Annotated in this window: 26 protein-coding genes; all 26 read left to right on the top strand. The window is 42.7% G+C overall.

Translation table 11 applies throughout. The features are described 5' to 3' along the window. The first annotated feature begins 51 nt into the window (after nt 1–51). The 26 genes from fapR (at nt 52) to topA (ending at nt 24,869) form a co-directional block, all read left to right on the top strand. Nucleotides 52–609, top strand: a complete 558-nt coding sequence (fapR, locus tag JNUCC41_RS16800; protein WP_098371041.1) for a transcription factor FapR — start codon at nt 52–54, stop codon at nt 607–609. Nucleotides 610–633: 24 nt separating this feature from the next. Next, nucleotides 634–1,620, top strand: a complete 987-nt coding sequence (gene plsX, locus JNUCC41_RS16805; RefSeq protein ID WP_192204000.1) for a phosphate acyltransferase PlsX — start codon at nt 634–636, stop codon at nt 1,618–1,620. A gap of 27 nt (nt 1,621–1,647) precedes the next feature. Continuing rightward, a complete protein-coding gene (gene fabD, locus JNUCC41_RS16810; protein WP_192204001.1) occupies nt 1,648–2,595 on the top strand; it encodes an ACP S-malonyltransferase in 948 nt (315 codons plus the stop codon). Next, nucleotides 2,592–3,335, top strand: a complete 744-nt coding sequence (gene fabG, locus JNUCC41_RS16815; protein WP_192204002.1) for a 3-oxoacyl-[acyl-carrier-protein] reductase — start codon at nt 2,592–2,594, stop codon at nt 3,333–3,335. Before fabD ends, fabG begins: the two co-directional genes overlap by 4 nt. 57 nt (nt 3,336–3,392) lie before the next feature. After that, nucleotides 3,393–3,626, top strand: a complete 234-nt coding sequence (locus JNUCC41_RS16820) for an acyl carrier protein (RefSeq protein ID WP_034313729.1) — start codon at nt 3,393–3,395, stop codon at nt 3,624–3,626. A 266-nt stretch (nt 3,627–3,892) separates the two neighbouring features. Continuing rightward, nucleotides 3,893–4,633: a ribonuclease III gene (gene rnc, locus JNUCC41_RS16825; RefSeq protein WP_192208199.1), complete on the top strand. Its 741-nt coding sequence runs from the start codon at nt 3,893–3,895 to the stop codon at nt 4,631–4,633. A 24-nt stretch (nt 4,634–4,657) separates the two neighbouring features. After that, nucleotides 4,658–8,221: a chromosome segregation protein SMC gene (gene smc / locus JNUCC41_RS16830; RefSeq protein ID WP_192204003.1), complete on the top strand. Its 3,564-nt coding sequence runs from the start codon at nt 4,658–4,660 to the stop codon at nt 8,219–8,221. A gap of 27 nt (nt 8,222–8,248) precedes the next feature. Then, a complete protein-coding gene (gene ftsY, locus JNUCC41_RS16835) occupies nt 8,249–9,271 on the top strand; it encodes a signal recognition particle-docking protein FtsY (RefSeq protein WP_192204004.1) in 1,023 nt (340 codons plus the stop codon). 5 nt (nt 9,272–9,276) lie between these two features. Continuing rightward, nucleotides 9,277–9,447 carry a hypothetical protein gene (locus JNUCC41_RS16840; RefSeq protein ID WP_192204005.1) on the top strand — a complete coding sequence of 57 codons (171 nt, stop codon included), beginning with the start codon at nt 9,277–9,279 and terminating at the stop codon, nt 9,445–9,447. A 43-nt stretch (nt 9,448–9,490) separates the two neighbouring features. Continuing rightward, nucleotides 9,491–9,823: a putative DNA-binding protein gene (locus JNUCC41_RS16845; protein WP_192204006.1), complete on the top strand. Its 333-nt coding sequence runs from the start codon at nt 9,491–9,493 to the stop codon at nt 9,821–9,823. 11 nt (nt 9,824–9,834) lie between these two features. After that, a complete protein-coding gene (gene ffh, locus JNUCC41_RS16850) occupies nt 9,835–11,175 on the top strand; it encodes a signal recognition particle protein (RefSeq protein WP_192204007.1) in 1,341 nt (446 codons plus the stop codon). Nucleotides 11,176–11,328: 153 nt separating this feature from the next. Continuing rightward, nucleotides 11,329–11,601 carry a 30S ribosomal protein S16 gene (gene rpsP, locus JNUCC41_RS16855; protein ID WP_034313715.1) on the top strand — a complete coding sequence of 91 codons (273 nt, stop codon included), beginning with the start codon at nt 11,329–11,331 and terminating at the stop codon, nt 11,599–11,601. Between the two features lie 13 nt (nt 11,602–11,614). Next, a complete protein-coding gene (locus tag JNUCC41_RS16860) occupies nt 11,615–11,845 on the top strand; it encodes a KH domain-containing protein (RefSeq protein WP_048684915.1) in 231 nt (76 codons plus the stop codon). A gap of 221 nt (nt 11,846–12,066) precedes the next feature. Further along, nucleotides 12,067–12,453, top strand: coding sequence for a YlqD family protein (locus tag JNUCC41_RS16865; protein ID WP_034313711.1), 387 nt, complete (start codon nt 12,067–12,069; stop codon nt 12,451–12,453). Between the two features lie 10 nt (nt 12,454–12,463). Beyond that, nucleotides 12,464–12,982: a ribosome maturation factor RimM gene (rimM, locus tag JNUCC41_RS16870; protein WP_192204008.1), complete on the top strand. Its 519-nt coding sequence runs from the start codon at nt 12,464–12,466 to the stop codon at nt 12,980–12,982. Continuing rightward, on the top strand, nt 12,982–13,716 hold the full coding sequence (gene trmD, locus JNUCC41_RS16875) for a tRNA (guanosine(37)-N1)-methyltransferase TrmD (protein WP_192204009.1): 735 nt from the start codon (nt 12,982–12,984) through the stop codon (nt 13,714–13,716). Before rimM ends, trmD begins: the two co-directional genes overlap by 1 nt. Nucleotides 13,717–13,846: 130 nt before the next feature. After that, nucleotides 13,847–14,194, top strand: coding sequence for a 50S ribosomal protein L19 (rplS, locus tag JNUCC41_RS16880; RefSeq protein ID WP_034313702.1), 348 nt, complete (start codon nt 13,847–13,849; stop codon nt 14,192–14,194). 218 nt (nt 14,195–14,412) lie between these two features. Further along, entirely contained in the window at nt 14,413–14,973 is a 561-nt protein-coding gene (lepB, locus tag JNUCC41_RS16885) for a signal peptidase I (protein ID WP_192204010.1), read from the top strand. 17 nt (nt 14,974–14,990) lie between these two features. After that, a complete protein-coding gene (gene ylqF, locus JNUCC41_RS16890) occupies nt 14,991–15,863 on the top strand; it encodes a ribosome biogenesis GTPase YlqF (RefSeq protein ID WP_076366559.1) in 873 nt (290 codons plus the stop codon). 139 nt (nt 15,864–16,002) lie between these two features. Then, nucleotides 16,003–16,785 (top strand): ribonuclease HII, encoded by a 783-nt coding sequence (locus JNUCC41_RS16895; RefSeq protein ID WP_228467668.1) that lies wholly within the window; start codon nt 16,003–16,005, stop codon nt 16,783–16,785. A gap of 12 nt (nt 16,786–16,797) precedes the next feature. Then, nucleotides 16,798–18,717, top strand: a complete 1,920-nt coding sequence (locus JNUCC41_RS16900) for a hypothetical protein (protein ID WP_192204011.1) — start codon at nt 16,798–16,800, stop codon at nt 18,715–18,717. Further along, the gene (locus JNUCC41_RS16905; RefSeq protein ID WP_192204012.1) at nt 18,714–18,986 is read left to right on the top strand and encodes an EscU/YscU/HrcU family type III secretion system export apparatus switch protein; all 273 of its coding nucleotides are present in this window, start codon (nt 18,714–18,716) and stop codon (nt 18,984–18,986) included. Before JNUCC41_RS16900 ends, JNUCC41_RS16905 begins: the two co-directional genes overlap by 4 nt. Nucleotides 18,987–19,463: 477 nt before the next feature. Then, nucleotides 19,464–20,624, top strand: a complete 1,161-nt coding sequence (gene sucC / locus JNUCC41_RS16910) for an ADP-forming succinate--CoA ligase subunit beta (RefSeq protein ID WP_076366553.1) — start codon at nt 19,464–19,466, stop codon at nt 20,622–20,624. Between the two features lie 18 nt (nt 20,625–20,642). After that, nucleotides 20,643–21,545, top strand: coding sequence for a succinate--CoA ligase subunit alpha (gene sucD, locus JNUCC41_RS16915; RefSeq protein ID WP_192204013.1), 903 nt, complete (start codon nt 20,643–20,645; stop codon nt 21,543–21,545). Nucleotides 21,546–21,663: 118 nt separating this feature from the next. Then, entirely contained in the window at nt 21,664–22,530 is an 867-nt protein-coding gene (dprA, locus tag JNUCC41_RS16920; protein WP_228467354.1) for a DNA-processing protein DprA, read from the top strand. Nucleotides 22,531–22,793: 263 nt separating this feature from the next. Next, nucleotides 22,794–24,869 carry a type I DNA topoisomerase gene (gene topA / locus JNUCC41_RS16925; protein WP_192204014.1) on the top strand — a complete coding sequence of 692 codons (2,076 nt, stop codon included), beginning with the start codon at nt 22,794–22,796 and terminating at the stop codon, nt 24,867–24,869. Nucleotides 24,870–24,930 lie beyond the last annotated feature (61 nt).

The raw sequence follows: 24,930 nt of genomic DNA on the forward strand, positions 1-24,930 counted from the left end.
TATATACTACTATTAGTACCTAGTCATAATACTACGGATGGTGACCTTCAAATGCGAAGAAATAAGAAGGAACGCCAGCAATTATTAATCGAAACGATTAAACAGAATCCTTTTGTAACGGATGAGGAGCTGGCTGAAAAATATTCGGTGAGCGTCCAGACCATTAGGCTTGACCGTCTTGAATTATCGATACCGGAACTGCGTGAGCGTATTAAAAGCGTGGCCGAGAAAAAATTCAGTGACGAGATCAGGGCATTGCCTTTGGATGAAATCATCGGGGAAGTAATTGACCTTAATTTAGATGATAATGCAATTTCGATTTTAGATATAAATAAAGAGCATGTCTTTAAGCGGAATGGAATTGCAAGGGGGCATCACCTTTTTGCCCAAGCGAATTCATTGGCTGTGGCAGTCATAAATGATGAACTGGCCTTGACTGCAAAAGCATCCATTTTATTTACTCGTTCTGTAAAGGAAAATGAAAGAGTGGTAGCTAAAGCGAGGGTTAAAAGCGTGGATCACACCAACGATCGTTCCGTGGTGGAAGTCAGAAGCTACGTGGGTAATGAACTGGTTTTTAAAGGCGAGTTCGAAATGTATCGCTCTTAACTTTCTAGTAAAGGATGAAAGAAAATGAAGATTACGATAGATGCCATGGGTGGCGATAATGCTCCCGAGGCGCAGGTTTTGGGGGCGATGAAAGCTGTCGAGAATTTTTCCGATGTGGAAATCACCTTGATAGGCAATCAAGCTGAAATAAACCAATACTTAGCAAAACATGACCGTATAAGGGTTATACATACTGATGAAAAAATATTGAGTACCGACGAACCGGTTCGTGCGGTCCGGCGCAAGAAAAGCGCCTCGATGGTGTTGGCTGCACAGCACGTGGCTGACGGAGAAGCAGATGCATGCATTTCCTCAGGCAATACGGGGGCGCTAATGGCTGCGGGCTTGTTTGTGGTCGGAAGAATAGAAGGAATTGAACGTCCGGCATTGGCTCCCACCCTTCCGACAATCGATGGTAAAGGTTTTGTGTTACTGGATGTAGGTGCGAACTCCGATGCGAAACCGGAGCATCTCCTTCAATTCGCCATAATGGGGTCTGTTTATGCCCAAAAAGTGCGGGGAATCGAAAAGCCCCGTGTCGGATTACTTAATATTGGCACGGAAGAAAAAAAGGGGAATGATCTGACAAAGCATGCCTTTACATTACTGCAGCAATCATCGGAGATATCCTTTATAGGTAACGTAGAGGCAAGGGACCTCCTGAACGGGCCGGCAGATGTTGTCGTTACGGACGGCTTCACGGGAAATATGGTATTAAAGACGCTTGAAGGTACTGCTATGAGCGTATTCAAAATGGTGAAAACGGCCTTGATGAGCAATCTCAAGAGTAAGTTGGCCGCAGCAATGGTAAAACCTGAACTAAAAGGCATAAAAAATAAAATGGATTATTCGGAGTATGGCGGTGCGGGCCTATTCGGTTTGAAGGCCCCTGTCATTAAGGCTCATGGTTCTTCAGATGCGAATGCGGTCTATAATGCAATACGCCAGACTCGCAATATGGTTGGAAATGACGTCATATCGACAATTGCGGAGACGATAGAAAAACAATAATAAATCAAAGAGGCAGGGGAGTAACAGATGGGTAAAATTGCTTTTGTCTTTCCAGGACAAGGTTCACAATCAATAGGAATGGGGCATGGCTTATTTCAGGAAAACGAGCGTGCTCAGAAAATTTTTCGAACAGCTGATGAAAAACTTGATTTTCCACTTTCCGAATTGACCTTTAATGGCACACAACAAGAATTAACGGTGACTTATAATGCACAGCCTGCTTTATTGACCACGAGTTATGCTTTCGTCAAGGAGTTGGAAGAAGCGGGAATCAAACCCGATTATACAGCCGGGCACAGTTTAGGTGAATATACGGCATTAGTGGCATCTGGTGCAATTTCTTTTGAGGATGCTGTATATACAGTGCGTAAGCGTGGTGAATTCATGGAAGCTGCGGTACCGAATGGTCAAGGCTCAATGGCTGCGATTTTGGGAATGGACCGGGAAGCCCTATCTGAAGTCACTTCTGAAATTACGGCCACAGGGGAATCCGTTCAATTGGCCAATATTAACTGTCCAGGGCAAATCGTCATTTCAGGCACTTCGGAAGGGGTTAAACTTGCGAGTGCAAAAGCCAAGGAAAATGGCGCTAAACGGGCTCTTCCTCTTGAGGTTAGCGGACCGTTCCATTCGGAATTGATGAAACCGGCAGCAGAAAAATTACAGGGTGTCCTCGATGAAGTAAGCATCAAACAGGCAGAAATTCCTGTTATTTCAAACGTAACGGCCAAGCCCATTACAGCTCCTGCCGAAATAAAAGAAAAATTAATCGAACAACTGTATTCACCGGTCCTTTGGGAGGACAGTGTGAAAAATCTACTTGAATTGGGCGTGGATACGTTCATCGAGGTGGGCCCTGGGAAAGTATTGGGCGGATTGATAAAGAAAATTGATCGTTCCGTTCAAATTCATTCGGTATCCGATTTAGATACTCTAACTAAAACAATTGAAACATTGAAGGGGGTACAATCATGATCCTCGAAGGAAAAAAAGCACTTGTAACGGGAGCCTCACGAGGTATAGGCAAGGAAGTTGCATTGGAACTTGCCCGTCAGGGAGCAGATGTTGCCATCAACTATTCTGGCAGTGAAGCTAAAGCGAATGAAGTGGTTGAAGAAATCAAGGCATTGGGGCGTAATGCATTCGCCATACAATGCGATGTTGCAAATAGTGAATCGGTGACAAGTATGATCAAAGAGGTCATCGAACAGTTTGGCAGAGTGGATATCCTGGTCAATAATGCTGGCATCACACGTGATAACCTATTGATGCGTATGAAAGAAGATGAATGGGATTCAGTGATCAATACGAATCTTAAAGGCGTGTTCCTATGCACCAAAGCGGTTACAAGGCAAATGATGAAACAGCGTAGCGGCAGGATCATCAATATGGCATCGATCGTCGGCGTCAGCGGTAATGCAGGGCAGGCTAATTATGTAGCGGCTAAAGCTGGTGTGATCGGCCTGACTAAAACCACGGCAAAGGAACTTGCTTCAAGAGGCATTACGGTCAATGCTATTGCCCCAGGTTTCATCTCAACGGATATGACGGGTGAATTGCCTGAAGACGTCCAAAAAGCCATGCTGGACCAAATTCCGCTTGCGCGGTTCGGTGACCCTAAAGATATTGCTGCAGTGGCGTCTTTCCTCGCTTCTGATGCCAGCAAATATATGACTGGGCAAACTCTTCATGTAGATGGCGGCATGGTCATGTAAGTTTTCTTTGATTTTTTTCGAAATTAATTTATAATGTTTTGAGGGGAGGTGAACACATTGGCAGATGTATTAGAAAGAGTAACTAAAATCGTTGTAGATCGTTTGAACGTAGAAGAATCAGAGGTAAAACTTGAAGCTTCTTTCAAAGAAGATCTTGGTGCCGATTCCCTTGATGTAGTTGAACTAGTCATGGAATTCGAAGACGAGTTTGATATGGAAATTTCGGACGATGACGCTGAAAAAATCGCCACAGTAGGTGATGCTGTGAATTACATACAAAGCACTATGTAATGAATTGTCATTTGACTAAAAGCTCCGTTTTTTAACGGGGCTTTCTCTTATTGCTTAAAGAAGTTTGTTGCATCAGCAGATAAGGAAATGAGCATGTACACGGTAAGTTCCGCCTGCATGGCAGTGGTCTTTTGCCATTAGTTTTCTTTAAGGTGATAATAATGTATGATGGTACATAGGAAAGCTTGACAGGAATTCCTGCCAGGTTTCTTTTTATATATATTGGAAAAATATGCTTTTTGAACCGTTGTGGAGGGTTTTGTGTGATGCGTAGGAACGGAAACAATCGTAAACCATCAATCAAGGATAATAATTTTAAACAGCTGCAAGAAAATCTGGGTTTTCATTTTAAAGATGAAAATCTATTAAAACAAGCTTTTACGCATTCATCTTATGTGAATGAGCATCGCCGTAAGCCTTATGAAGATAATGAAAGGCTTGAATTCTTAGGGGACGCTGTACTTGAATTGACCATCTCTAAATACTTATATCAAAAATATCCGATGATGAGCGAAGGTGAACTTACCAAACTAAGGGCTGCCATTGTTTGTGAGCCTTCACTAGTTGCTTTTGCCAACAGCCTTTCTTACGGGGAATATGTATTACTCGGAAAAGGTGAAGAAATGACAGGTGGAAGAGAACGTCCTGCCATGCTTGCGGATGTATTCGAAGCTTACATTGGTGCTTTGTACCTTGATCAAGGATTAGAGCCGGTTGTGCAGTTTTTGACGAATGTCGTGTTTCCGAAGATAGACGAGGGTGCTTTTTCTCATGTGATGGATTATAAGAGCCAGCTTCAGGAGCTGATCCAGCGGGATGCCATCGGTGTCCTGCAATATAAAATCTTGCAGGAAAAAGGACCGGCTCATAATCGGGAGTTTGTTTCGACCGTCTCCCTTAATGGGGAAGAGCTGGGCACTGGAATAGGAAAGTCAAAAAAAGAAGCGGAGCAGCATGCTGCCGAGCATGCATTGATCGTTTTAAAAGATAAAAAATCAACAAGATAGTTGAACAGTAGAGGGGGAAAGGTCATGTTCCTCAAACGTTTGGACGTTGTAGGATTTAAATCTTTCGCAGAGAAAATTTCGATTGATTTTGTACCTGGTGTCACGGCAGTGGTTGGACCAAACGGAAGCGGTAAAAGTAATGTGACCGATGCAGTCCGTTGGGTACTTGGAGAGCAGTCTGCGAAATCACTGCGTGGAGCAAAAATGGAAGATATCATCTTTTCGGGAAGTGACACGAGGAAAGCGTTGAATTTTGCGGAAGTATCATTGACCCTTGATAACGAGACCAATTCCCTACCGATCGACTTTCATGAAGTCAGTGTGACAAGACGTGTATATCGATCGGGAGAAAGTGAATTTTTCATTAATAATCAAGGTTGCCGTCTTAAAGACATCATAGACCTTTTCATGGATTCTGGTCTTGGGCGAGAAGCCTTTTCCATCATCAGCCAAGGGAAAGTGGAAGAAATCCTGAGCAGTAAGGCTGAAGAAAGACGAGTGATTTTTGAAGAGGCAGCCGGTGTCCTTAAGTATAAAACTAGAAAACGAAAAGCGGAATCGAAGCTGACGGAAACACAGGATAACTTAAACCGTGTCCATGATATCCTCCATGAATTGGAGGGACAGGTGGAGCCGTTAAAAATTCAGTCTTCCCTCGCCAAGGAATTTTTGGCGAAGAAAGAAGAGCTTGAGCAAATAGAAGTGGCTTTAACCGTTTTTGAAATAGAAGAGCTTTATGAGAAATGGAAAAAACTTTCTCAAGAACTTGAAAAACATAATGAAATGGAACAGCAAATGGCAGGACAGCTTCATGACAGGGAAGGGCATCTCAAAAAACTAAGGGATAGTCTTGCTGCGCTTGAGACATCGATCAATGGGCTTCAGGAAGTTCTCCTGAATGCCAGCGAAGAACTTGAAAAGCTTGAAGGCCGTAAAGAGGTTTTGAAAGAACGGAAAAAAAATGCTGCCCAAAACAAGTCACAGCTAGAAAAAGCGATTGTGGAAGGTGAGGCTGCCGTCGAGCGGTTGTCTTTGCAAAAGGAAAGAGAAACGGAAATCCTCAATGCACTGAACATGGAAGTGAAAGAGATTTCTGAAACCTTACATGAAAAACAAAAAAGCCTAGGCCTATTCAATAGTGATATTGAAGCGATGATCGAAGCGAAAAAGAGTGACTATATCGAGTGGTTGAACAAGCAGGCATCGGCTAAAAACGAAAAACAATACCTGCTCCAGCAATTAACGCAGCAGGAACATAAAAATGCTAAACTGGATATGGAAAATGAAAAGTTCTTAACTGAAAGAATGGAAATCGCTGCTAAAAAAATGGAATATTCACAGCTGATGGAAAATATGACCAAGCAGCTTGAAGAGCATGTCACTTATTTCCGAAATCAGCAGAATAAATTGATTGCTGCAAAAGATACGTATCAAAAACAAGAAACCACCCTTTATAAGGCCTATCAATTCCTTCAACAGGCAAAATCTCGTAAGGAACTACTTGAAGAAATGGAAGATGATTATGCAGGCTTTTTTCAAGGGGTAAAAGAGGTTTTGAAAGCGAAAGAAACCCTTCGAGGCATTGAAGGGGCAGTTGCGGAATTGATAAAGGTTCCAAAGGAATATGAAACGGCTATCGAAACGGCTTTGGGCGGAGCGATGCAGCATGTTGTCGTGGAACGCGAAGAGCATGCACGGGAAGCCATTTCCTTCTTGAAGAAAAATAGGTATGGGCGTGCGACGTTCTTGCCATTATCAGTCATAAAGGCAAGAGAGATATCAGCTAACCAACTATCGATGCTGAAGAGCCATCCAGCTTTTGTGGGGACGGGTTCCTCATTGATCCAATATGATGATAGGCATGCAGCGATTGCTGAAAACCTATTAGGAACCGTAATGATAACGACCGATTTAAAAGGTGCAAATGACCTGGCCAAAATGATGCAGCACCGTTTCCGCTTCGTAACACTTGAAGGAGATATCGTCAATCCAGGTGGTTCAATGACTGGTGGAGCCTTAAAGCAAAAAACGACCTCCCTGCTTTCAAGGAAAACGGAATTGGAAGAGCTCCATCAAAAACTTGCTGCAATGGAAGCTAAAACAAATCAGCTAGAAAAGCAAGTCAAACAGCTCAAAGTGGATCTGGGTGTTCAAGAGCAAACGCTTGAACAAACCAGAAAAACAGGAGAGAGACTTCGATTACAAGAACAAACCCTTAAGGGCGAACTCCGTGAAGTGGAGCTGCAGGAAAGAAATGTGAATGAACGGCTGCATCTTTATGATTTGGATAAAAATTCATATTTGGAAGAACAACAGCAAAAAACTGCAAGACTTGAAGAGCTGGAAGAACTTTTGGGATCGTGTAAAACTGAGATTGAAGGGCTGGACCGGTTGATTTCAGAAATGACCGAACAAAAGCAATCTCAACAATCCTCAAAAGAGAGCCTTGCTGAAGAAACGAATGAACTGAGGGTAATGCTTGCCTCTAAGCGCGGCCAGCTGCAAAACCAAAAAGAGAAGATGGAACGCATTGAATCGGATCTTTCAAAGGAAACAAGCAGGCTTGCCGAAAACAAAGATGATTTAGGGCTCCTGACCAATGAAATGACAGACAGTTCAAGCGGGGAAGAGTCCCTGGAAGATATGGCTCAGCAGAAATTGCTCGATAAAAATGGGGCAATTGAAGGAATCGCCATGAAAAAACAGGAAAAAGACGAGCTTCTAACGCAAGTTGAAACTCTTGAATTGTCCTTGAAAGAGGAAAATAGGCTTTATAGAGGCATTGTCGAAGTGATAAAGGATGAAGAAGTGAAATTAACTCGTCTGGATGTCGAACTGGAAAATCGCCTCGCCCACTTGAGAGAAGAATATACCCTTTCCTTTGAGGGTGCTAAAGAACAGTATCCATTGATGATGCCTGCAGAAGAAGCTCAAAAAAGGGTGAAGCTGATCAAGCTTGCAATCGAGGAACTGGGGACGGTGAATCTAGGTGCAATTGATGAATACGCACGAGTAGCTGAACGCTATGAATTCCTTCTTAGTCAAAAGGAAGACCTTCAACAGGCGAAAGATACATTATTCCAAGTCATCGATGAAATGGATGATGAAATGAAGCGGCGCTTTGCGGATACCTTCTATTCAATCCGTGAAGAGTTCGAACAAGTCTTCAAAGCCTTATTCGGCGGTGGCAGAGCGGAGCTAAAGCTGACAAATCCGGATGATTTACTAAATACAGGAGTAGATATCATTGCACAGCCTCCTGGGAAAAAACTGCAAAATTTGAGCCTCTTATCCGGGGGAGAACGAGCATTGACAGCCATAGCCCTTTTATTCTCCATTCTAAAAGTGCGTCCTGTGCCTTTCTGTATCCTTGATGAGGTCGAGGCAGCGCTTGATGAGGCGAATGTCGTCCGGTTCAGTCAATTTTTAAGGAAGTTCAGCAGGGAAACGCAGTTCATCGTGATCACTCACCGCAAAGGCACGATGGAAGAGGCGGATGTCCTATATGGCATTACGATGCAGGAGTCAGGTGTCTCCAAACTTGTTTCCGTCCGGATGGAAGAATCAGAAAACTTTATTGAAGTTTAAAATTCATGAATTAAAGGAAGTGGGACAATGAGTTTTTTCAAAAAGCTAAAAGAGAAATTTACGACCCAGGAAGAAAAAGAAAAAGAAAAATCAGTTGAAGCAGAAATATCCATAGGGGAAAAATTCAAACAAGGTTTGACAAAGACGAGGAATTCCTTTACGGGAAGGGTTAATGAACTTGTTGCCCGATACCGGAAAGTGGATGAGGACTTTTTTGAAGAACTTGAAGAAATCCTGATACAGGCTGATGTAGGCTTTGATACTGTGATGGAACTGATTGATCAATTAAAAATGGAAGTCAAGCTTCGCAATATCTCTGATACGAGGGAAGTGCAGTCCGTTATTTCCGAAAAGCTTGTAGAAATCTACCAAGGTGATGGTGAAGCGACTTCAAGCCTGAATATACAAGAAGAAGGTTTGACGGTCATTTTGTTTGTAGGGGTTAATGGGGTAGGAAAAACGACGACAATTGGTAAACTTGCCCATAAATTCAAAACAGAAGGTAAATCTGTCGTATTGGCTGCCGGTGATACCTTCCGTGCCGGTGCAATCGAACAGCTCGAGGTTTGGGGAGAGCGTGTCGGTGTCAGTGTAATCAAACAGGGTGAAGGTTCTGACCCTGCAGCGGTCATGTTCGACGCCATTCAGGCCGCCAAGGCACGAAAAGCGGATATACTGATTTGCGATACGGCCGGCCGCTTACAGAATAAAGTGAATTTAATGAAGGAATTGGAAAAGGTGAAACGTGTAATTGAACGTGAAGTACCAGGTGCACCACACGAGGTGTTGCTTGCCCTTGATGCTACGACTGGGCAAAATGCACTTATTCAGGCCAAGACATTCAAGGAAGCGACCAATGTTTCCGGTATTGTTCTAACAAAGCTTGATGGCACTGCAAAAGGTGGGATTGTTTTGGCAATTCGCAATGAATTGGCCATTCCCGTTAAATTTGTCGGGCTAGGTGAAAAAATGGACGATTTACAGGAATTCGATGCTGAGAAATATGTTTACGGCCTTTTTGCTGATATCATCGATAAAGAAGAGGTTTAGAAAAAATGCAAGCCGGAAGAGATAATTCTCTTCTGGTTTTTTGTTCACAGTGGTTATTTGGAGGAACAATTGCAGAAAGGTACAAAAAAGAGGATGAAAAAGAAAAAAATAATGCTTTGCAAACATGTGGTAAGGAGTTTAACTTGACATCAAATAAACAAGGCTTTACAATATAAACTTGTAAAGGGTTTTCACTTAACAGCAGGGAGGCTTGCTAAGATGCTTGAAAAGACAACGCGGATTAATTATTTGTATGACTTTTACCAATCGTTGTTAACAGAGAAGCAGCAGAGCTACATGTCCCTCTACTATCTGGATGATTACTCTCTTGGCGAGATTGCCGAAGAATACGAAGTCAGTAGGCAGGCAGTCTATGATAATATAAAAAGAACGGAAGCGATGCTTGAGGAATATGAAGCAAAGCTTTTGTTATTTCAAAAATTTCAAGAGCGTAACCAGTGGATTGCGAATATGAAGGGACTCATAGAAAAGGATTCCTTTTCAAAAGAGGAGCTGCTTGAAGCAATCACAACGCTTGAGAAGTTGGATTAGGAGGCGGCAATATGGCATTTGAAGGATTGGCCGACCGACTGCAGAGCACGATGCAAAAAATCCGCGGAAAAGGGAAGGTCAACGAAGCGGACGTAAAAGAAATGATGCGTGAAGTTCGATTGGCCCTGCTTGAAGCTGATGTTAACTTTAAAGTCGTGAAGGATTTTGTAAAACGTGTCAGTGAACGTTCGGTAGGTCAGGAAGTGCTGAAAAGCTTAACCCCCGGTCAACAGGTAATTAAAGTAGTTAAGGAAGAATTGACGGAGCTGATGGGCGGCGAACAAAGCAAGATTGCCGTTGCCTCGAAACCACCGACTGTCATTATGATGGTAGGGCTTCAGGGTGCTGGTAAAACGACGACCACCGGAAAGCTTGCCAATCTTCTTAGAAAAAAATACAACCGCAAGCCATTGCTCGTTGCGGCTGATATTTACCGTCCGGCGGCGATTAAGCAGCTTGAAACACTTGGCAAACAATTAAGCATGCCTGTTTTCTCCCTTGGGGACCAGGTCAGCCCTGTTGAAATTGCCAAACAGGCAATTGAAAAAGCAAAGGAAGAACATCATGATTATGTGTTGATTGATACCGCAGGCCGCCTACATGTTGATGAAAACTTGATGGGTGAACTGAAGGATATCAAAGAGTTGACAAAACCTGATGAAATCTTCTTGGTTGTCGATGCGATGACAGGTCAGGATGCGGTCAATGTAGCCCAAAGCTTCAATGAACAGCTAGGCCTGACAGGAGTCGTCTTAACGAAACTTGATGGGGATACACGTGGCGGTGCGGCACTTTCCATTCGTTCAGTCACCGACACGCCGATTAAATTCGTCGGTATGGGGGAAAAGTTGGATGCACTTGAAGCTTTCCATCCAGAACGGATGGCGTCAAGGATTCTCGGCATGGGTGATGTATTGACCCTTATCGAAAAAGCACAGGCCAATGTAGATGAAGAAAAAGCGAAAGAATTAGAGAAAAAGATGCGTACAGCCACTTTTACCTTTGATGATTTCCTTGATCAGCTTGGTCAGGTGCGGAATATGGGACCGCTTGATGATATTCTGAAAATGATTCCCGGTGCGAATAAAATGAAAGGGATGGACAATCTTCAAATCGATGAGAAACAGATCGGTCATGTAGAAGCTATCATCCGTTCAATGACTACGCATGAGAAGGAACATCCGGAATCCATGAATGCATCCCGCAAGAAACGGATTGCCAAGGGAAGCGGCAGATCGATTCAAGAAGTGAACCGTCTACTGAAACAATTCGAAGAAATGAAAAAGATGATGAAACAGGTTACGAACATGCAAAAAGGAAAGAAAAAGGGATTCAAATTCCCGTTCATGTAAGGTTTATTTCAGGTCGAAACTGAAGTGAAATACGGGTCGAATCCATGTGTTTCAACACTTTTTTTACCTGTTAAGAAAAAAACCTTTACAAACATGCAAGACATTTGATATTATACTATCTTGTGTGAAACTATTCGGAGGTGCTTATTTAAAATGGCAGTAAAAATTCGCTTAAAACGTATGGGAGCTAAAAAATCTCCTTTCTATCGTATTGTAGTTGCAGATTCCCGTTCACCACGTGACGGACGTTACATTGAAGTGGTAGGAACTTATAACCCGGTGACTCAACCAGCTAAAGTTGAAATCAACGAAGAGCTTGCTCTTAAATGGTTACAAGATGGAGCTAAACCATCTGATACAGTTCGTAACTTATTCTCTACACAAGGCATCATGGAAAAATTCCATGTTGCGAAAAACAGCAAGTAATCGACGGTAGTTGATGAAAGCACTGATTGAAACGATTGTTTCAGCACTTGTGGATTATCCGGAAGAGGTCATCGTGACCTCCAAGGAAGAATCCGACCGGATTGTTTATATCCTCTCCGTTCATAAAGAGGACATGGGCAAGGTGATCGGTAAACAAGGGCGTGTTGCTAAGGCGATTCGGACTGTGGTATATGCAGCAGGATCTTCACAGCAGAAGAAAATCTATTTGGAGATTTCCGAATAAGGAGGGTTAATACCCCTCCTTTTTTTGTACTTCAAGAAAGTGAAATTCCGACTCGGATCCTAATTGAATAGACCAGGACTTTAAACTTTACGCCTTTTTAAGACGCATCTTTTACCGATTTACGTTATACTTAAGAGAATGACCCCCATTTCAAAAAGATTACCCCATCATACATATTTTTTGAAGGAAATAAGAAATCATAGATAATAGGAGGTGCTGGAATGAAAATTCTCCAAAATGTAATCGTTAACCAAGTATTAACGGAATCCAGCAAGAATCAGCTCCTCGAGAAATACAAGTCAAAACGCCTTCAGCTTCAAAAAGAGAGTGAACAGCTTCGCTTTGAACTGAAAAAACTTGAAAAAACAAGAACTCTCCAACCTGCTAGTCTCCGTGCTCATTTTGAAAAAGAAATAAACCAGAGGCAAGAAAAAATTAAACTGCTTGAATTTCAAATGGAGCAGTTGGAGATCCTTCCCGCAGGAAGTGAATTGAAGGAACGGGAAGTTCAAAGTATCATTGATGTGGAAATTGGGGCAGATTGGGACGAAATTATGGCAACGAAGACCATTGTCATAAAAGATGGAATCGTCTCGGAAATTCGTTAGAGGTGAAAGAATGGAAAAATGGTTTAATGTAGGTAAAATTGTCAACACACATGGTCTTTTAGGAGAAGTCCGTGTTATTTCTTCAACAGACTTTCCAGAAAAACGATACAAAGTGGGAAATACTCTGTATTTGTTTAGGGACACGGAGAAAAAACCCTTGCCGCTTATCATCAGGTCGCATCGCACCCATAAAAACTTTAACCTGTTGACATTCGAGAATTATTATAACGTCGGACAGGTCGAGGCTTTTAAAAACGGGGTCCTGAAAGTCAAGGAAGCACAGCTTGGCAAATTGGACGAAGGTGAGTTCTACTTCCATGAAATCATCGGCTGTTCGGTATTTACTGATGAAGGCATGGAAGTTGGGGAAATCATTGAGGTTCTTACGCCTGGTGCCAATGATGTTTGGGTGATTAAGAAAGCTGGCAGTAAGGACGTCCTGATCCCGTATATTGAACAAATTGTAAAAGAAGTGGATATTTCCGCTAAAAAGGTCATCATTACACCGATGGAAGGACTTTTGGACTGATGAAAATCGATGTGCTTTCGCTTTTTCCAGAAATGTTCGAAGGGGTATTTGGTTCGTCCATCTTAAAAAAGGCAGCGGAAAAGCAGGCTGTCAGCTATAAGGTGACCAATTTTCGAGATTATGCAGATAATAAACATTCGACGGTAGACGATTATCCGTATGGCGGCGGTGCCGGAATGGTATTGAAGGCACAGCCGATCTTTGATGCTGTGGAAGCTTTAAAAGGGCAAGGTGAGCTAACCCCAAGGGTAGTCCTGCTTTGTCCCCAGGGAGAGCGTTACACGCAGAAAAAAGCCGAAGAGCTTGCCGGAGAGGAACATCTCATTTTCATTTGCGGGCATTATGAAGGGTATGATGAGCGCATCCGGGAGCATGTCGTCACTGATGAAATATCGATTGGAGACTTTGTACTTACAGGCGGGGAATTGGGTGCGATGGTCATTATTGACAGCGTTGTGCGTTTGCTGCCTGGCGTTCTGGGAAATGTTGACTCCCCGATTCTTGATTCCTATTCTTCTGGTTTGTTAGAGCATCCCCATTATACTAGGCCTGCAGATTTCCGGGGGATGAAGGTTCCCGATCCGTTAATATCCGGGAATCATAAAAAAATCGATGAATGGCGGATGAAGGAATCTCTGCGCAGAACTTGGATTCGACGTCCGGATTTGCTCGATAGTTATGAACTATCGGAAGTTGAAAAAAAATTATTATCCGAGATTAAAAAAGAAGACTGATGTCTATTGCATCGACGTTTATAGTATGATAGGATATAACTTGTGACTTGGGCAAAATGCTCAGTCTTATAACGATGTTCCGCTGCAAACAATATGTATTTGCAAGAGCGTCCAGGAGGAGTTGAAATCGATGCAAAATCTTATTAACGAAATCACAAAAGAACAACTTCGCTCAGATCTTCCATCATTCAGACCTGGTGACACAGTACGTGTACACGTAAAGGTTATTGAAGGAACTCGCGAACGTATCCAGTTGTTTGAAGGCGTTGTAATCAAACGTCGTGGCGGCGGAGTTAGTGAAACTTTCACAGTACGTAAGATTTCTTACGGCGTTGGAGTAGAACGTGCTTTCCCTGTTCACACACCAAAAATTGCGAAACTAGAAGTTATCCGTCACGGTAAAGTACGTCGTGCGAAACTTTATTACCTACGCGAACTTCGTGGTAAAAAAGCACGTATTAAAGAAATTCGTCGTTAATCCTTCGAATATCTTCATGCGGGTTTACCATGATCCACATAAGGTGAATAACCAAACAGTATCATGCAAAAAAAGGGAGCTTGTTTATCAGGCTCCCTTTTTGCACTTTAAGAAACGATGAATGCACATACGGTGAAAACTATATAGAATCCTGCTCGCTATAGCGTTCGCAACATGTTAAAATGATTGTTGATATGCTTCAAAAAGGGTGGGTAAGGATGGCGAAAAAGAAAAATGAATTGTGGGAATGGACGAAGGCGGTCATAATCGCGGTTATAGCGGCGACGCTGATTCGTTATTTCCTCCTGGCTCCTATTGTTGTGGACGGTAATTCCATGATGCCGACATTAAAGGATACGGACCGCATGATCGTTAATAAAATCTCCTATTCGATCGGCGAACCGAAAAGATTCGACATTATCGTTTTCGAAGCTCCAGAAGGAAAAGATTACATAAAGCGGGTCATCGGATTGCCAGGGGAAAAAGTGGAATATAGAGATGATACTCTATATGTGGATGGAAAAGCTTATGATGAGCCATACTTGGATGAATATAAAGAACAATTGATTGATGGCGGGGATTTGACCGAATCTTTTACATTAAGTGATGTCATAGAACAAGGAACGGTACCTGAAGACACCCTTTTTGTCCTAGGGGATAATCGCCGTTTTAGTAAGGATAGCCGCCATATTGGCGTAGGTGTCGTTCCTTACGATAAAGTGTTAGGAAAAACTAAATTAGTTTATTGGCCGATTGAAGACTTTCGATTGGCGGAATAGTAGGAAGGTGGATTCCATTGACAATACAGTGGTTCCCTGGCCATATGGCCAAAGCAAGACGGGAAGTAACAGAGAAATTAAAACTGATCGACATCATCTTTGAACTTGTGGATGCCCGGATTCCGGCATCTTCACGAAATCCGATGATCGATGAAATCATTCAGCATAAACCGCGGGTTATCCTTTTGAATAAAGCGGATATGGCCGATCCGGTAAAAACCAATATGTGGCTTGAGCATTATAAATCGCAGGGGAAAACGGCGATTGCCATTAATTCGCAGGCAGGAAACGGTTTAAACCAGATTACGGCTGCTGCCAAAAAACTTTTAAAAGAGAAGTATGAGCGGATGGAATCTAGAGGAATAAAGCCGAGAGCGATCCGGGCCATGATAGTCGGCATTCCGAACGTTGGGAAATCGACACTAATCAATCGACTTGCCAAAAAGAACATTGCCAAAACAGGGAATACTCCTGGCGTCACGAAAGCGCAGCAATGGATAAAAGTTGGTAAGGAATTGGAATTGCTGGATACGCCGGGGATTCTCTGGCCGAAATTCGAGGATCAAGAAGTTGGTTTGAAGCTTGCATTGACAGGTGCGATCAAGGATACGATTTTAAACTTGCACGAAGTCTCTTTATACGGTCTTCGCTTTTTGGAAAAAGAATATCCGGATCGAATGAAATCCCGTTATAACCTGGATGTAATTCCGCAGGAAACGCTAGAATTGTTCGATGCGGTCGGAAAGTTCAGGGGCTGTTTGGCATCTGGGGGCTTCATCGATTATGATAAGACCGCGGAGTTGGTCGTACGTGAAATCCGTTCAGAAAAGATGGGCCCGCTTACGTTCGAGGTCCCATTAGATTATGAAGAGGTTGATATTCCCGATTAACTGGAAGTGATACGGAGCTGGAGCTGGATGTCGAAAAGGTATTTCTTTTTGATGTCTCTTTTCCGCTCCGTATTTTTTTTCTGAACTGAAGAAAGGAAGCAAGACTGCCGATAATTAATATGATGGGTGATAAAAGATGATAACTACAATGAGCATTAAGGAAATCTCCTCAAAATTAATGACAATAAGAGAACCCGAAGATCCTTTTTTACAAGAATGCCAGGAGGATGGAAGAAAGGGAGTAACCGACTTAGTAGGCAAATGGCAAAGAGCTTATGAAAAAGAACAAAAGGTAAGGGATGCTTTCACGGAAATGACAGAGTTTGAACGGCAATTGCGAAAACAGGGGTTTTCCATTTTGGCTGGTATCGATGAAGTGGGAAGAGGACCGCTCGCAGGACCAGTTGTGACGAGTGCAGTCATCTTGCCTGAATCTTTTTATTTGCCAGGTCTTAATGATTCTAAAAAAATTCCAGAATCAAAAAGGGAACGGTTTTATGAGATGATTTTTAAGGAAGCACTATCCATAGGTGTGGGTGTTGTACATAGCGAAGTTATTGATGAAATCAATATATATCAAGCCACGAAAAAGGCAATGGTGGCCGCAGTGAACGATTTGTCAGAACTTCCTGATCATTTGCTGATCGATGCGATGGAACTGGATGTGCCGATTCCGCAGCTTTCACTCATAAAGGGGGACTCAAGAAGCATTAGCATCTCTGCGGCCTCCATAATAGCGAAAGTGACCCGTGATAGGATGATGAAGGAATATGGTGAAAAATATCCGGAATATGGTTTCGAAAAGCACATGGGTTACGGGACGAGCCAACATTTAGAAGCACTCCGCACGCACGGGCTTACACCTTGGCATAGAAGAAGTTTTGCACCAGTTAAGGAAATCGCTGCAAGAACGAAGAGCTAAGGGGGGATGAGGGTGCAATCCATAACAAGCGGGCAACCCGTTTCTTCACCCATCGAAGTAAAAGGATCTGTGAGTTTGAAAAATGGACAAATCCTTATCGGGAAGGTGAATAAGGTTTTTCCTGACCAAACGGCCGAAGTGCAGATTGGCCATCAAAAAATGATTGCCAATCTCGAAATCCCGCTACGGGCAGGAGAAAGGTACTGGTTTCAAGTGAAGCACCCAATAGAGGGGAGGATCGTGTTAAAAGCTTTAGATTCCCCCGATATGAGTGTTTCCGGCTTAAAGGGAACGGCTGGACAATTGATCGCTCATCTTGGCATGACGCCTGAACCGGCCGCTTCGAAGCTTGCCGAATACCTCTTGGCAAATAGGCTTCCGATAACAAAGGAAACCTTTCAGTCCGCTTTACAATGGTTAAAAGCTACCGATGCTGCAGAAGCTGGTCTGCCTGTAATAAAATCGATGTACATTCAGCAACTGCCATTTGTAAAAGATGTATTTGATGCATTATTTACGCAGTCCAAAGGTGAACCTTTCCACAAACTACTCAGTGCCTTCAAGCAACAGCTGCAAGATGTTGGGGCAGTAACGAGGACTGCCGTCAAGCTTAAGGATGTATTGGACTCTTTGCATGTTGTTAAACAGAACCAGCTTCAACAAAATGGTTTGCAAAACCTAGTGACCACTTGGCTGAATCCCGATTCAACGCCAGAAATGAAATCTGGTGCATTTTCCCTGCTTCAAAAGACGGGTTTAATTCCAAAAGGAATTACAGAAGCTGTCTTTCTGGAAAACTTAATGGATGGAACTGAGGCAAGGTCCGTTATGGCCAAGAATTCAGTGATTGATAAATTACACCAAGGATTGCAGTTGCTTTCCGGGACAAAAAGCGGTGCATTTGCAAAAGTTGTAGAGGCCGAACCGACCATTGATCGCAAATTTACCGGTCATGATCATAAGGGAGCAAACCTGCCAGCTGATCTCCACTCGATACAGAGAAAAAACATTTCTGCAGAAAAACTTTCCCCTCTTGTCTTTCATTTACTCCAGAGTGCTTTTACCGAAGCAACAGCTAAAAAGGCAATAGGCGGAAAAATAGAAGTGAACGACCTTATAGGCTACTTGAATACGGATACAGAGCAAATAGAGGAGTCGAAGGGTAAGGTGGCTGAATTACTGTTTCAGTCGCTTAATAAGCTTTCTGAGGCCCAATACGTTAGGAATAATGAGCGGCTTGTCCTTTCACATGTACTGGAAGCTGAGCTTCAAACAATCGATTTCACCAACGGGTCTTCCGTTGCAAACCAACTAAAAGAAATGACCAAGGTCCTTGGCCTTCAGCTGGAACATGCACTCCTTAATCTTTCTGGAGATGATACGAAGGAGATCCCGAATGATTTAGAGACACTTAAACCGCTGCTGCTTAAATTGCTGAATGAGCAAATTCCGGCATCTATCAAGGAGATGGCAGAACAAATCCTGAATCGGATTACTGCGCAACAGGTCCTTTCACAGGAAAATGGGCCGATCCAGAATTTGCTCCTGACACTTCCACTCAATTTGGGATCGATTCAAACAGACCTAACTTTACAATGGAGCGGAAGGAAAACAAAAGATGGCAAAATAGACCCGGATTACTGCAGAGTCCTATTTTATTTAGAATTGGAACGTCTTAAAGAAACGGTCATCGACATGCAGGTTCAAAACCGTATCATAAAAGTGACGGTCATCAATGGGCATGGTGCGCTCCTTGAAGAGGCAGCCGGTCAATATCTTGACATCCTAAGAGAAAATCTCGGAAAAATGGATTACAGATTATCAGGGGTTTCATTTGTAAAAACCGTGAATGAAAAAGAGCGGGTCCTAGAGGTGAAACCGATTCCTTTTTCGGAAACCGGTTCATATAGCGGATTGGATATTCGAATATGATAAATGAGCAACGAAAAGAAGCCATTGCCTTAAAGTATGATCAAAGAACGTCCAAAGCGCCCGTCATATTGGCGAAGGGGAAAGGTAAAACGGCTGAAAATATTCTGAAAACGGCCATGAAACTGAATATACCGGTCCAGAGGGACGAATCGCTTGCTGCACTTTTAGGTCAATTGGATATAAATCAAACGATTCCGGAAGAATTATATGGAGCAGTTGCAGAGGTATTTGCATTCATTTATAAAGTTGACAAGGACATGAATCGGTAGGATCCTAGTTATCTGTGATTTCACCAAATGGAGTTATGTTGGTTTATGTAGAATATTAGGGAAATCACTATCATATTTTCATTATACTAAAAAAATACTAAACTATTTACAAAAGGACAAGGCAATGGCTTTGTCCTTTTGCTTTTATTTAGGGTAAGACAAGGGATAACCGTGGATTCTCATGAAAAGTTTTCTGAGTCAATATGTTGAAAAGGCTTTCATAGTAACATTTTATCTAGATTTCAACTGTAATGACAATAGAATTTCAGAGCAAAAATGAATGATTTTAACAAGAAAAAAATCTACGGAAAAGAAGGTTTTTTCCATTTTACACAGGAGAATAGAAGTATATTATAATAATATTTTAAAAATTCCGGGAAAGAAAATTATGCACGAAGGAGAATTTTGTTGTAATATGATAGAGAAAACACGCATTAAATTTCGAAGTTGTTTTTTAGTAGATAAGGAGGATGGGAAATGAATATCCATGAGTATCAGGGGAAAGAGATATTGCGACAATACGGGGTATCCGTTCCAAATGGCCGGGTTGCCTTTACTGTTGATGAAGCAGTGGAAGCAGCGAAGGAGTTAGGTACGGAAGTTGTTGTCGTAAAAGCTCAAATTCATGCGGGCGGCCGCGGGAAAGCCGGCGGAGTCAAGGTAGCGAAGAATCTTGATGAAGCTCGTACATATGCAGAAGAGATTCTTGGCAAGACGTTGGTGACCCATCAAACAGGACCTGCAGGCAAGGAAGTTAAGCGTTTACTTATAGAAGAGGGCTGCGACATTACGAAAGAGTATTATATCGGGCTGGTCCTTGACCGTGCTACGAATAGTGTCGTGTTGATGGCTTCTGAAGAAGGCGGAACGGAAATTGAGGAAGTGGCCGAAAAGACGCCAGAGAAAATTTTCAAAGAAGTAATCGATCCGGTTGTCGGCCTGACTGGCTTCCAAGCACGGAGGATTGCATTCAATATCAATATTCCGGCTTCACTTATAAATAAAGCTTCCAAGCTGATGGTTAACTTATATACTGCTTTCGTTGAAAAAGATTGCTCAATCGCAGAAATCAACCCATTAGTGGTTACGGGCGACGGAAATGTAATGGCACTTGATGCTAAATTGAATTTTGATGATAATGCGATTTACCGCCAAAAAGACATCGCGGAATTCCGTGATTTGGATGAAGAGGATGCAAAAGAGATTGAAGCATCAAAACATGGCCTTAGTTACATATCGCTTGACGGAAATATCGGATGCATGGTTAATGGTGCCGGGCTTGCTATGGCTACGATGGACATCATTAAACATTATATGGGAGATCCGGCTAACTTCCTTGACGTTGGTGGCGGCGCCACTGAGGAAAAAGTGAAAGAGGCTTTCAAAATCATCCTTTCCGATAAAAATGTTAAAGGCATCTTCGTTAATATCTTCGGAGGAATCATGAAATGTGACATCATCGCAACAGGCGTCGTGGCTGCTGCTAAAGAGCTTGGCTTGGATGTCCCTCTTGTTGTTCGTCTTGAAGGAACGAATGTGGACCTTGGCAAAAAGATTCTAAAAGAGTCAGGTTTAAATATTACGGCTGCTGAATCAATGGCTGATGGAGCACAAAAAATAGTATCACTTGTAGGATAATAGGCAGGGGGGAACATAATGAGCGTTTATATTAATAAAGATACGAAAGTGATCGTTCAGGGAATCACTGGTGCAACAGCATTATTTCATACAAAACAAATGTTGGAATACGGCACGAAAATCGTTGGAGGAGTCACTCCGGGTAAAGGTGGAACAGAAGCGGAAGGAGTACCTGTATTCAATACAGTTTCCGAAGCTGTCACTGAAACCGGTGCGAATGCTTCCGTTATCTATGTACCGGCGCCATTTGCTGCCGATGCAATTCTGGAAGCTGTAGACGCAGAACTTGATCTTGTCATTTGTATCACGGAACATATTCCTGTCCTGGATATGGTCAAGGTTAAGCGTTACATGGAAGGCAAAAAAACTCGCTTGATCGGACCGAACTGCCCAGGTGTCATTACTCCTGAAGAGTGTAAGATTGGTATCATGCCAGGATATATCCACAAAAAAGGCCATGTAGGTGTAGTTTCACGTTCTGGAACTTTAACGTACGAAGCCGTTCACCAATTATCGCAAGCTGGCATCGGGCAATCTTCGGCTGTCGGTATCGGTGGGGATCCAGTTAACGGAACGGATTTCATCGACGTATTGAAGGCATTCAATGAAGATCCGGAAACACATGCTGTGATCATGATCGGGGAAATCGGCGGAACGGCAGAAGAAGAAGCAGCAATCTGGGTGAAGGAAAATATGACTAAGCCAGTTGTTGGTTTCATTGGTGGCCGTACGGCTCCTGCCGGTAAACGCATGGGACATGCCGGAGCCATTATCTCAGGAGGAAAAGGAACTGCTGACGAGAAAATCCGCGTTATGAACGAATGTGGAATTAAAGTTGCCGAAACTCCATCCGTAATGGGTGAAACATTGATTTCCGTCTTGAAAGAAAAAGAGATTTACGAACCTTGTAAAACACATTAATTTAAGCTGGGCCGACCTTTTTTTGGGTCGGTCTTATTTTCCTCCAATATCCTCGGGAGACACCGAGTACATCACCATCAACCTACCTTTAAAAAAATCCGGTTAGGGGCGTTTCAAATTGAATAAAAAAGAAAAGTTAATCCATCTCCATCATTGCCGCGGGGCAGGATGGAAATCAATCCAAACAATCATGTCAAAAGACCCGTCATTATCTTCCCTATTCACGACGGATTACGTTGAATGGGCAAAAATGCTCCCTATCCCTTCAAATAAGCTCAACCTCTTTCTCAAAGATTTACATTCACTCAATACCATCGATAAACTTAAAAATTACGAAGATAGCCAAATCCATTGTTTGACGATCTTCGATGATGAATATCCTTTTTTACTGAAGCAAATATTCGATCCTCCATGGGTTCTTTATTATAAAGGTGATAAGAAGCTTTTAACAAGGAAGAATACGCTAGGTGTTGTTGGAACACGTAAGCCAACCTCGTATGGTCTGGAGGCCTTAAAATCGATTCTATTACCGCTAGTAAAGAAAAAGTTCGTGATCATAAGCGGGGTGGCGGCTGGAATCGATGCAGAGTCACATAAGATCACATTAAAGGAAGGCGGAGATACGATTGGGGTTTTAGGAGGAGGGCTTATGCAAATATATCCGAAATCCAATGTTACCCTTGCTGAAGAAATCGTCAATAAAGGCCTGCTTATATCTGAGACTCCACCGGAAATGAAGGCGGAACCTTGGATGTTTCCGCTTAGGAATCGAATCATCAGTGGATTATCACAGGGAGTATTCGTGGTCGAGGCAAAAGAAAGGAGCGGTTCCCTTATTACGGCACAAGCTGCTTTGGAACATGGCAGGGAGGTATTTGCACTTCCTGGAAATGTTACAAGCCTTGAATCACTGGGGACCAATCAATTGATTTCCGATGGTGCCAAACTTGTTTTGAGTTCCAGGCAGATCGAGGAAGAGTTTTGACAATATAATATAGAAGATAGGCGGAGAATCATACGGGAAAATAGAAAAAAGGTGCTTTTTTAGAAGGATGGGTTGAATTATTAGACAAAAAGGTTGAAAATATTGTAAAACTGTTATAAGTTTTGCAAATGGCACCTCTTGTCAAAATACCTATTAATAAATGAATCAGCATGCTTTGAAAAGTAAAGAGGTGTTGACAAATGATTTTTGAATGATTAATAATAGTGAAGATTTATATTACCTCTTTGAGGAGGATTTATTGGATGTCAGAATACTTAGTGATTGTGGAATCGCCCGCAAAGGCGAAAACAATAGAACGTTACTTGGGAAAAAAATATAAAGTAAAGGCTTCCATGGGGCATGTTCGAGATTTGCCTAAAAGTCAAATGGGTGTCGATGTTGAACATGAATATGAGCCTAAATATATAACTATCCGCGGCAAAGGCCCGGTTTTAAAAGAATTGAAAACCGCTGCGAAAAAAGCGAAAAAAATCTATCTCGCGGCTGACCCCGACAGGGAAGGGGAAGCCATTGCCTGGCATTTGGCTCACAGTCTTGATGTTGATGTTAACTCTGATTGCCGTGTGGTATTCAACGAGATCACGAAAGAGGCCATCAAAGAATCATTTAAATCGCCGAGGCCAATAAATATGAAATTGGTTGATGCCCAGCAGGCAAGAAGGGTTTTGGATCGTTTAGTCGGATACAATATAAGCCCGCTTTTGTGGAAAAAAGTGAAAAAAGGCTTAAGTGCGGGACGGGTCCAATCGGTTGCTGTACGGATGATCATTGACCGGGAGAAGGAAATCAAAGATTTCATCCCGGAAGAGTATTGGACAATCAAGGCTGATTTTGTAAAAGGCAAAGAACAGTTTGAAGGTTCCTTCTTCAGCCTTGGCGGAGAGAAGAAGGAATTAAAAACCGAAGAGGACGTCAAAAAAGTGCTCGCCTCTTTAAATGGCGGCGAATTTACGATAGGAGCCGTGGCTAAAAAGGAAAGAAGGCGCAATCCAGCTGCCCCTTTTACAACTTCTTCCCTACAACAGGAAGCGGCACGTAAATTGAATTTCCGTGCAAAGAAAACCATGATGCTTGCTCAGCAGCTTTATGAAGGAATCGAGCTTGGCAAGGAAGGTACAGTCGGGTTAATCACTTATATGAGAACCGATTCAACCCGGATTTCCGATGTTGCGAAAGAGGAAGTCCATACATTCATCCAAAATAATTATGGTAAAGATTATGTTCAGGCTGAACAGCGCAAGGAGAAAAAACAAACGAATGCCCAGGACGCCCATGAAGCAGTCAGGCCAACAAGCACATTACGTGAACCGGGTGTGGTCAAGGAGTTCTTATCCAGAGATCAATTCCGTCTTTATAAATTGATATGGGAACGATTCGTTTCTAGTCAAATGTCTTCGGCAGTCATGGATACGATGAGTATCGACCTGCATAACGGGGAGGTCATCTTCAGGGCAAATGGTTCAAAAATTAAATTTCCGGGTTTCATGAAGGTATATGTCGAAGGGTCCGATGACTCGGTGGAAGAAAAGGAAAATGCACTTCCGGATGTAAAAAAAGGAGATCAATTCTTTTCAAAAGATATCGAGCCAAAGCAGCATTTCACACAGCCTCCGCCCCGATATACTGAAGCACGTCTTGTCAAAACCCTAGAGGAACTGGGAATAGGCCGTCCTTCTACATATGCTCCTACCTTGGATACGATTCAAAAACGGGGCTATGTTACCTTGGATAATAAACGGTTCATCCCAACTGAGCTTGGTGAGATCGTTCTTGAATTGATACGCGAATTCTTCCCGGATATTCTTGATGCAGAGTTCACTGCCAAGATGGAACAGGAATTCGACAGCGTCGAGGAAGGCAGTATCGAATGGATAAAGGTCATTGATGAATTTTATAAAGAGTTTGCAATTCATCTGGCCAAAGCTGAAGTCGAGATGGAGAAAATTGAAATTAAAGATGAACCTGCCGGTGAAGATTGCGTGGAATGCGGACATGGGATGGTCTTTAAGATGGGGCGTTATGGAAAGTTCATGGCATGCAGCAATTTCCCGGATTGCCGTAACACAAAGCCAATCGTTAAAGAAATCGGTGTCAAATGCCCAAAATGTAAAGAAGGAAACATCATTGAAAGGAAAAGTAAAAAACGCCGCATATTTTACGGGTGTGATACCTACCCTGGATGTGACTTCATATCATGGGATAAACCGCTTCCGCGGAGTTGTCCAAAATGTGAAGGTACACTTGTTGAAAAGAAACTCAAAAAAGGCGTCCAGGTCCAGTGCATGGATTGTGATTTCAAGGAAATGCCGCAAGCATAGAAAAGACCGTGAAATCGTTTACTTTCCCTGTGAACTATCGAAAAAACCTAAATATAAATTG

The organism is Brevibacillus sp. JNUCC-41 (genome assembly GCF_014844095.1).
GTDB lineage: Bacteria > Bacillota > Bacilli > Bacillales > DSM-1321 > Peribacillus > Peribacillus aracenensis.

Excerpts from the sequence above, each read along its gene's own strand:
- fapR (WP_098371041.1), top strand. The coding sequence starts at position 52 with ATGCGAAGAAATAAGAAGGAACGCCAGCAATTATTAATCGAAACGATT.
- plsX (WP_192204000.1), top strand. The coding sequence starts at position 634 with ATGAAGATTACGATAGATGCCATGGGTGGCGATAATGCTCCCGAGGCG.
- fabD (WP_192204001.1), top strand. The coding sequence starts at position 1,648 with ATGGGTAAAATTGCTTTTGTCTTTCCAGGACAAGGTTCACAATCAATA.
- fabG (WP_192204002.1), top strand. The coding sequence starts at position 2,592 with ATGATCCTCGAAGGAAAAAAAGCACTTGTAACGGGAGCCTCACGAGGT.
- rnc (WP_192208199.1), top strand. The coding sequence starts at position 3,893 with ATGCGTAGGAACGGAAACAATCGTAAACCATCAATCAAGGATAATAAT.
- smc (WP_192204003.1), top strand. The coding sequence starts at position 4,658 with ATGTTCCTCAAACGTTTGGACGTTGTAGGATTTAAATCTTTCGCAGAG.
- ftsY (WP_192204004.1), top strand. The coding sequence starts at position 8,249 with ATGAGTTTTTTCAAAAAGCTAAAAGAGAAATTTACGACCCAGGAAGAA.
- JNUCC41_RS16840 (WP_192204005.1), top strand. The coding sequence starts at position 9,277 with ATGCAAGCCGGAAGAGATAATTCTCTTCTGGTTTTTTGTTCACAGTGG.
- JNUCC41_RS16845 (WP_192204006.1), top strand. The coding sequence starts at position 9,491 with ATGCTTGAAAAGACAACGCGGATTAATTATTTGTATGACTTTTACCAA.
- ffh (WP_192204007.1), top strand. The coding sequence starts at position 9,835 with ATGGCATTTGAAGGATTGGCCGACCGACTGCAGAGCACGATGCAAAAA.
- rpsP (WP_034313715.1), top strand. The coding sequence starts at position 11,329 with ATGGCAGTAAAAATTCGCTTAAAACGTATGGGAGCTAAAAAATCTCCT.
- JNUCC41_RS16860 (WP_048684915.1), top strand. The coding sequence starts at position 11,615 with ATGAAAGCACTGATTGAAACGATTGTTTCAGCACTTGTGGATTATCCG.
- JNUCC41_RS16865 (WP_034313711.1), top strand. The coding sequence starts at position 12,067 with ATGAAAATTCTCCAAAATGTAATCGTTAACCAAGTATTAACGGAATCC.
- rimM (WP_192204008.1), top strand. The coding sequence starts at position 12,464 with ATGGAAAAATGGTTTAATGTAGGTAAAATTGTCAACACACATGGTCTT.
- trmD (WP_192204009.1), top strand. The coding sequence starts at position 12,982 with ATGAAAATCGATGTGCTTTCGCTTTTTCCAGAAATGTTCGAAGGGGTA.
- rplS (WP_034313702.1), top strand. The coding sequence starts at position 13,847 with ATGCAAAATCTTATTAACGAAATCACAAAAGAACAACTTCGCTCAGAT.
- lepB (WP_192204010.1), top strand. The coding sequence starts at position 14,413 with ATGGCGAAAAAGAAAAATGAATTGTGGGAATGGACGAAGGCGGTCATA.
- JNUCC41_RS16905 (WP_192204012.1), top strand. The coding sequence starts at position 18,714 with ATGATAAATGAGCAACGAAAAGAAGCCATTGCCTTAAAGTATGATCAA.
- sucC (WP_076366553.1), top strand. The coding sequence starts at position 19,464 with ATGAATATCCATGAGTATCAGGGGAAAGAGATATTGCGACAATACGGG.
- sucD (WP_192204013.1), top strand. The coding sequence starts at position 20,643 with ATGAGCGTTTATATTAATAAAGATACGAAAGTGATCGTTCAGGGAATC.
- topA (WP_192204014.1), top strand. The coding sequence starts at position 22,794 with ATGTCAGAATACTTAGTGATTGTGGAATCGCCCGCAAAGGCGAAAACA.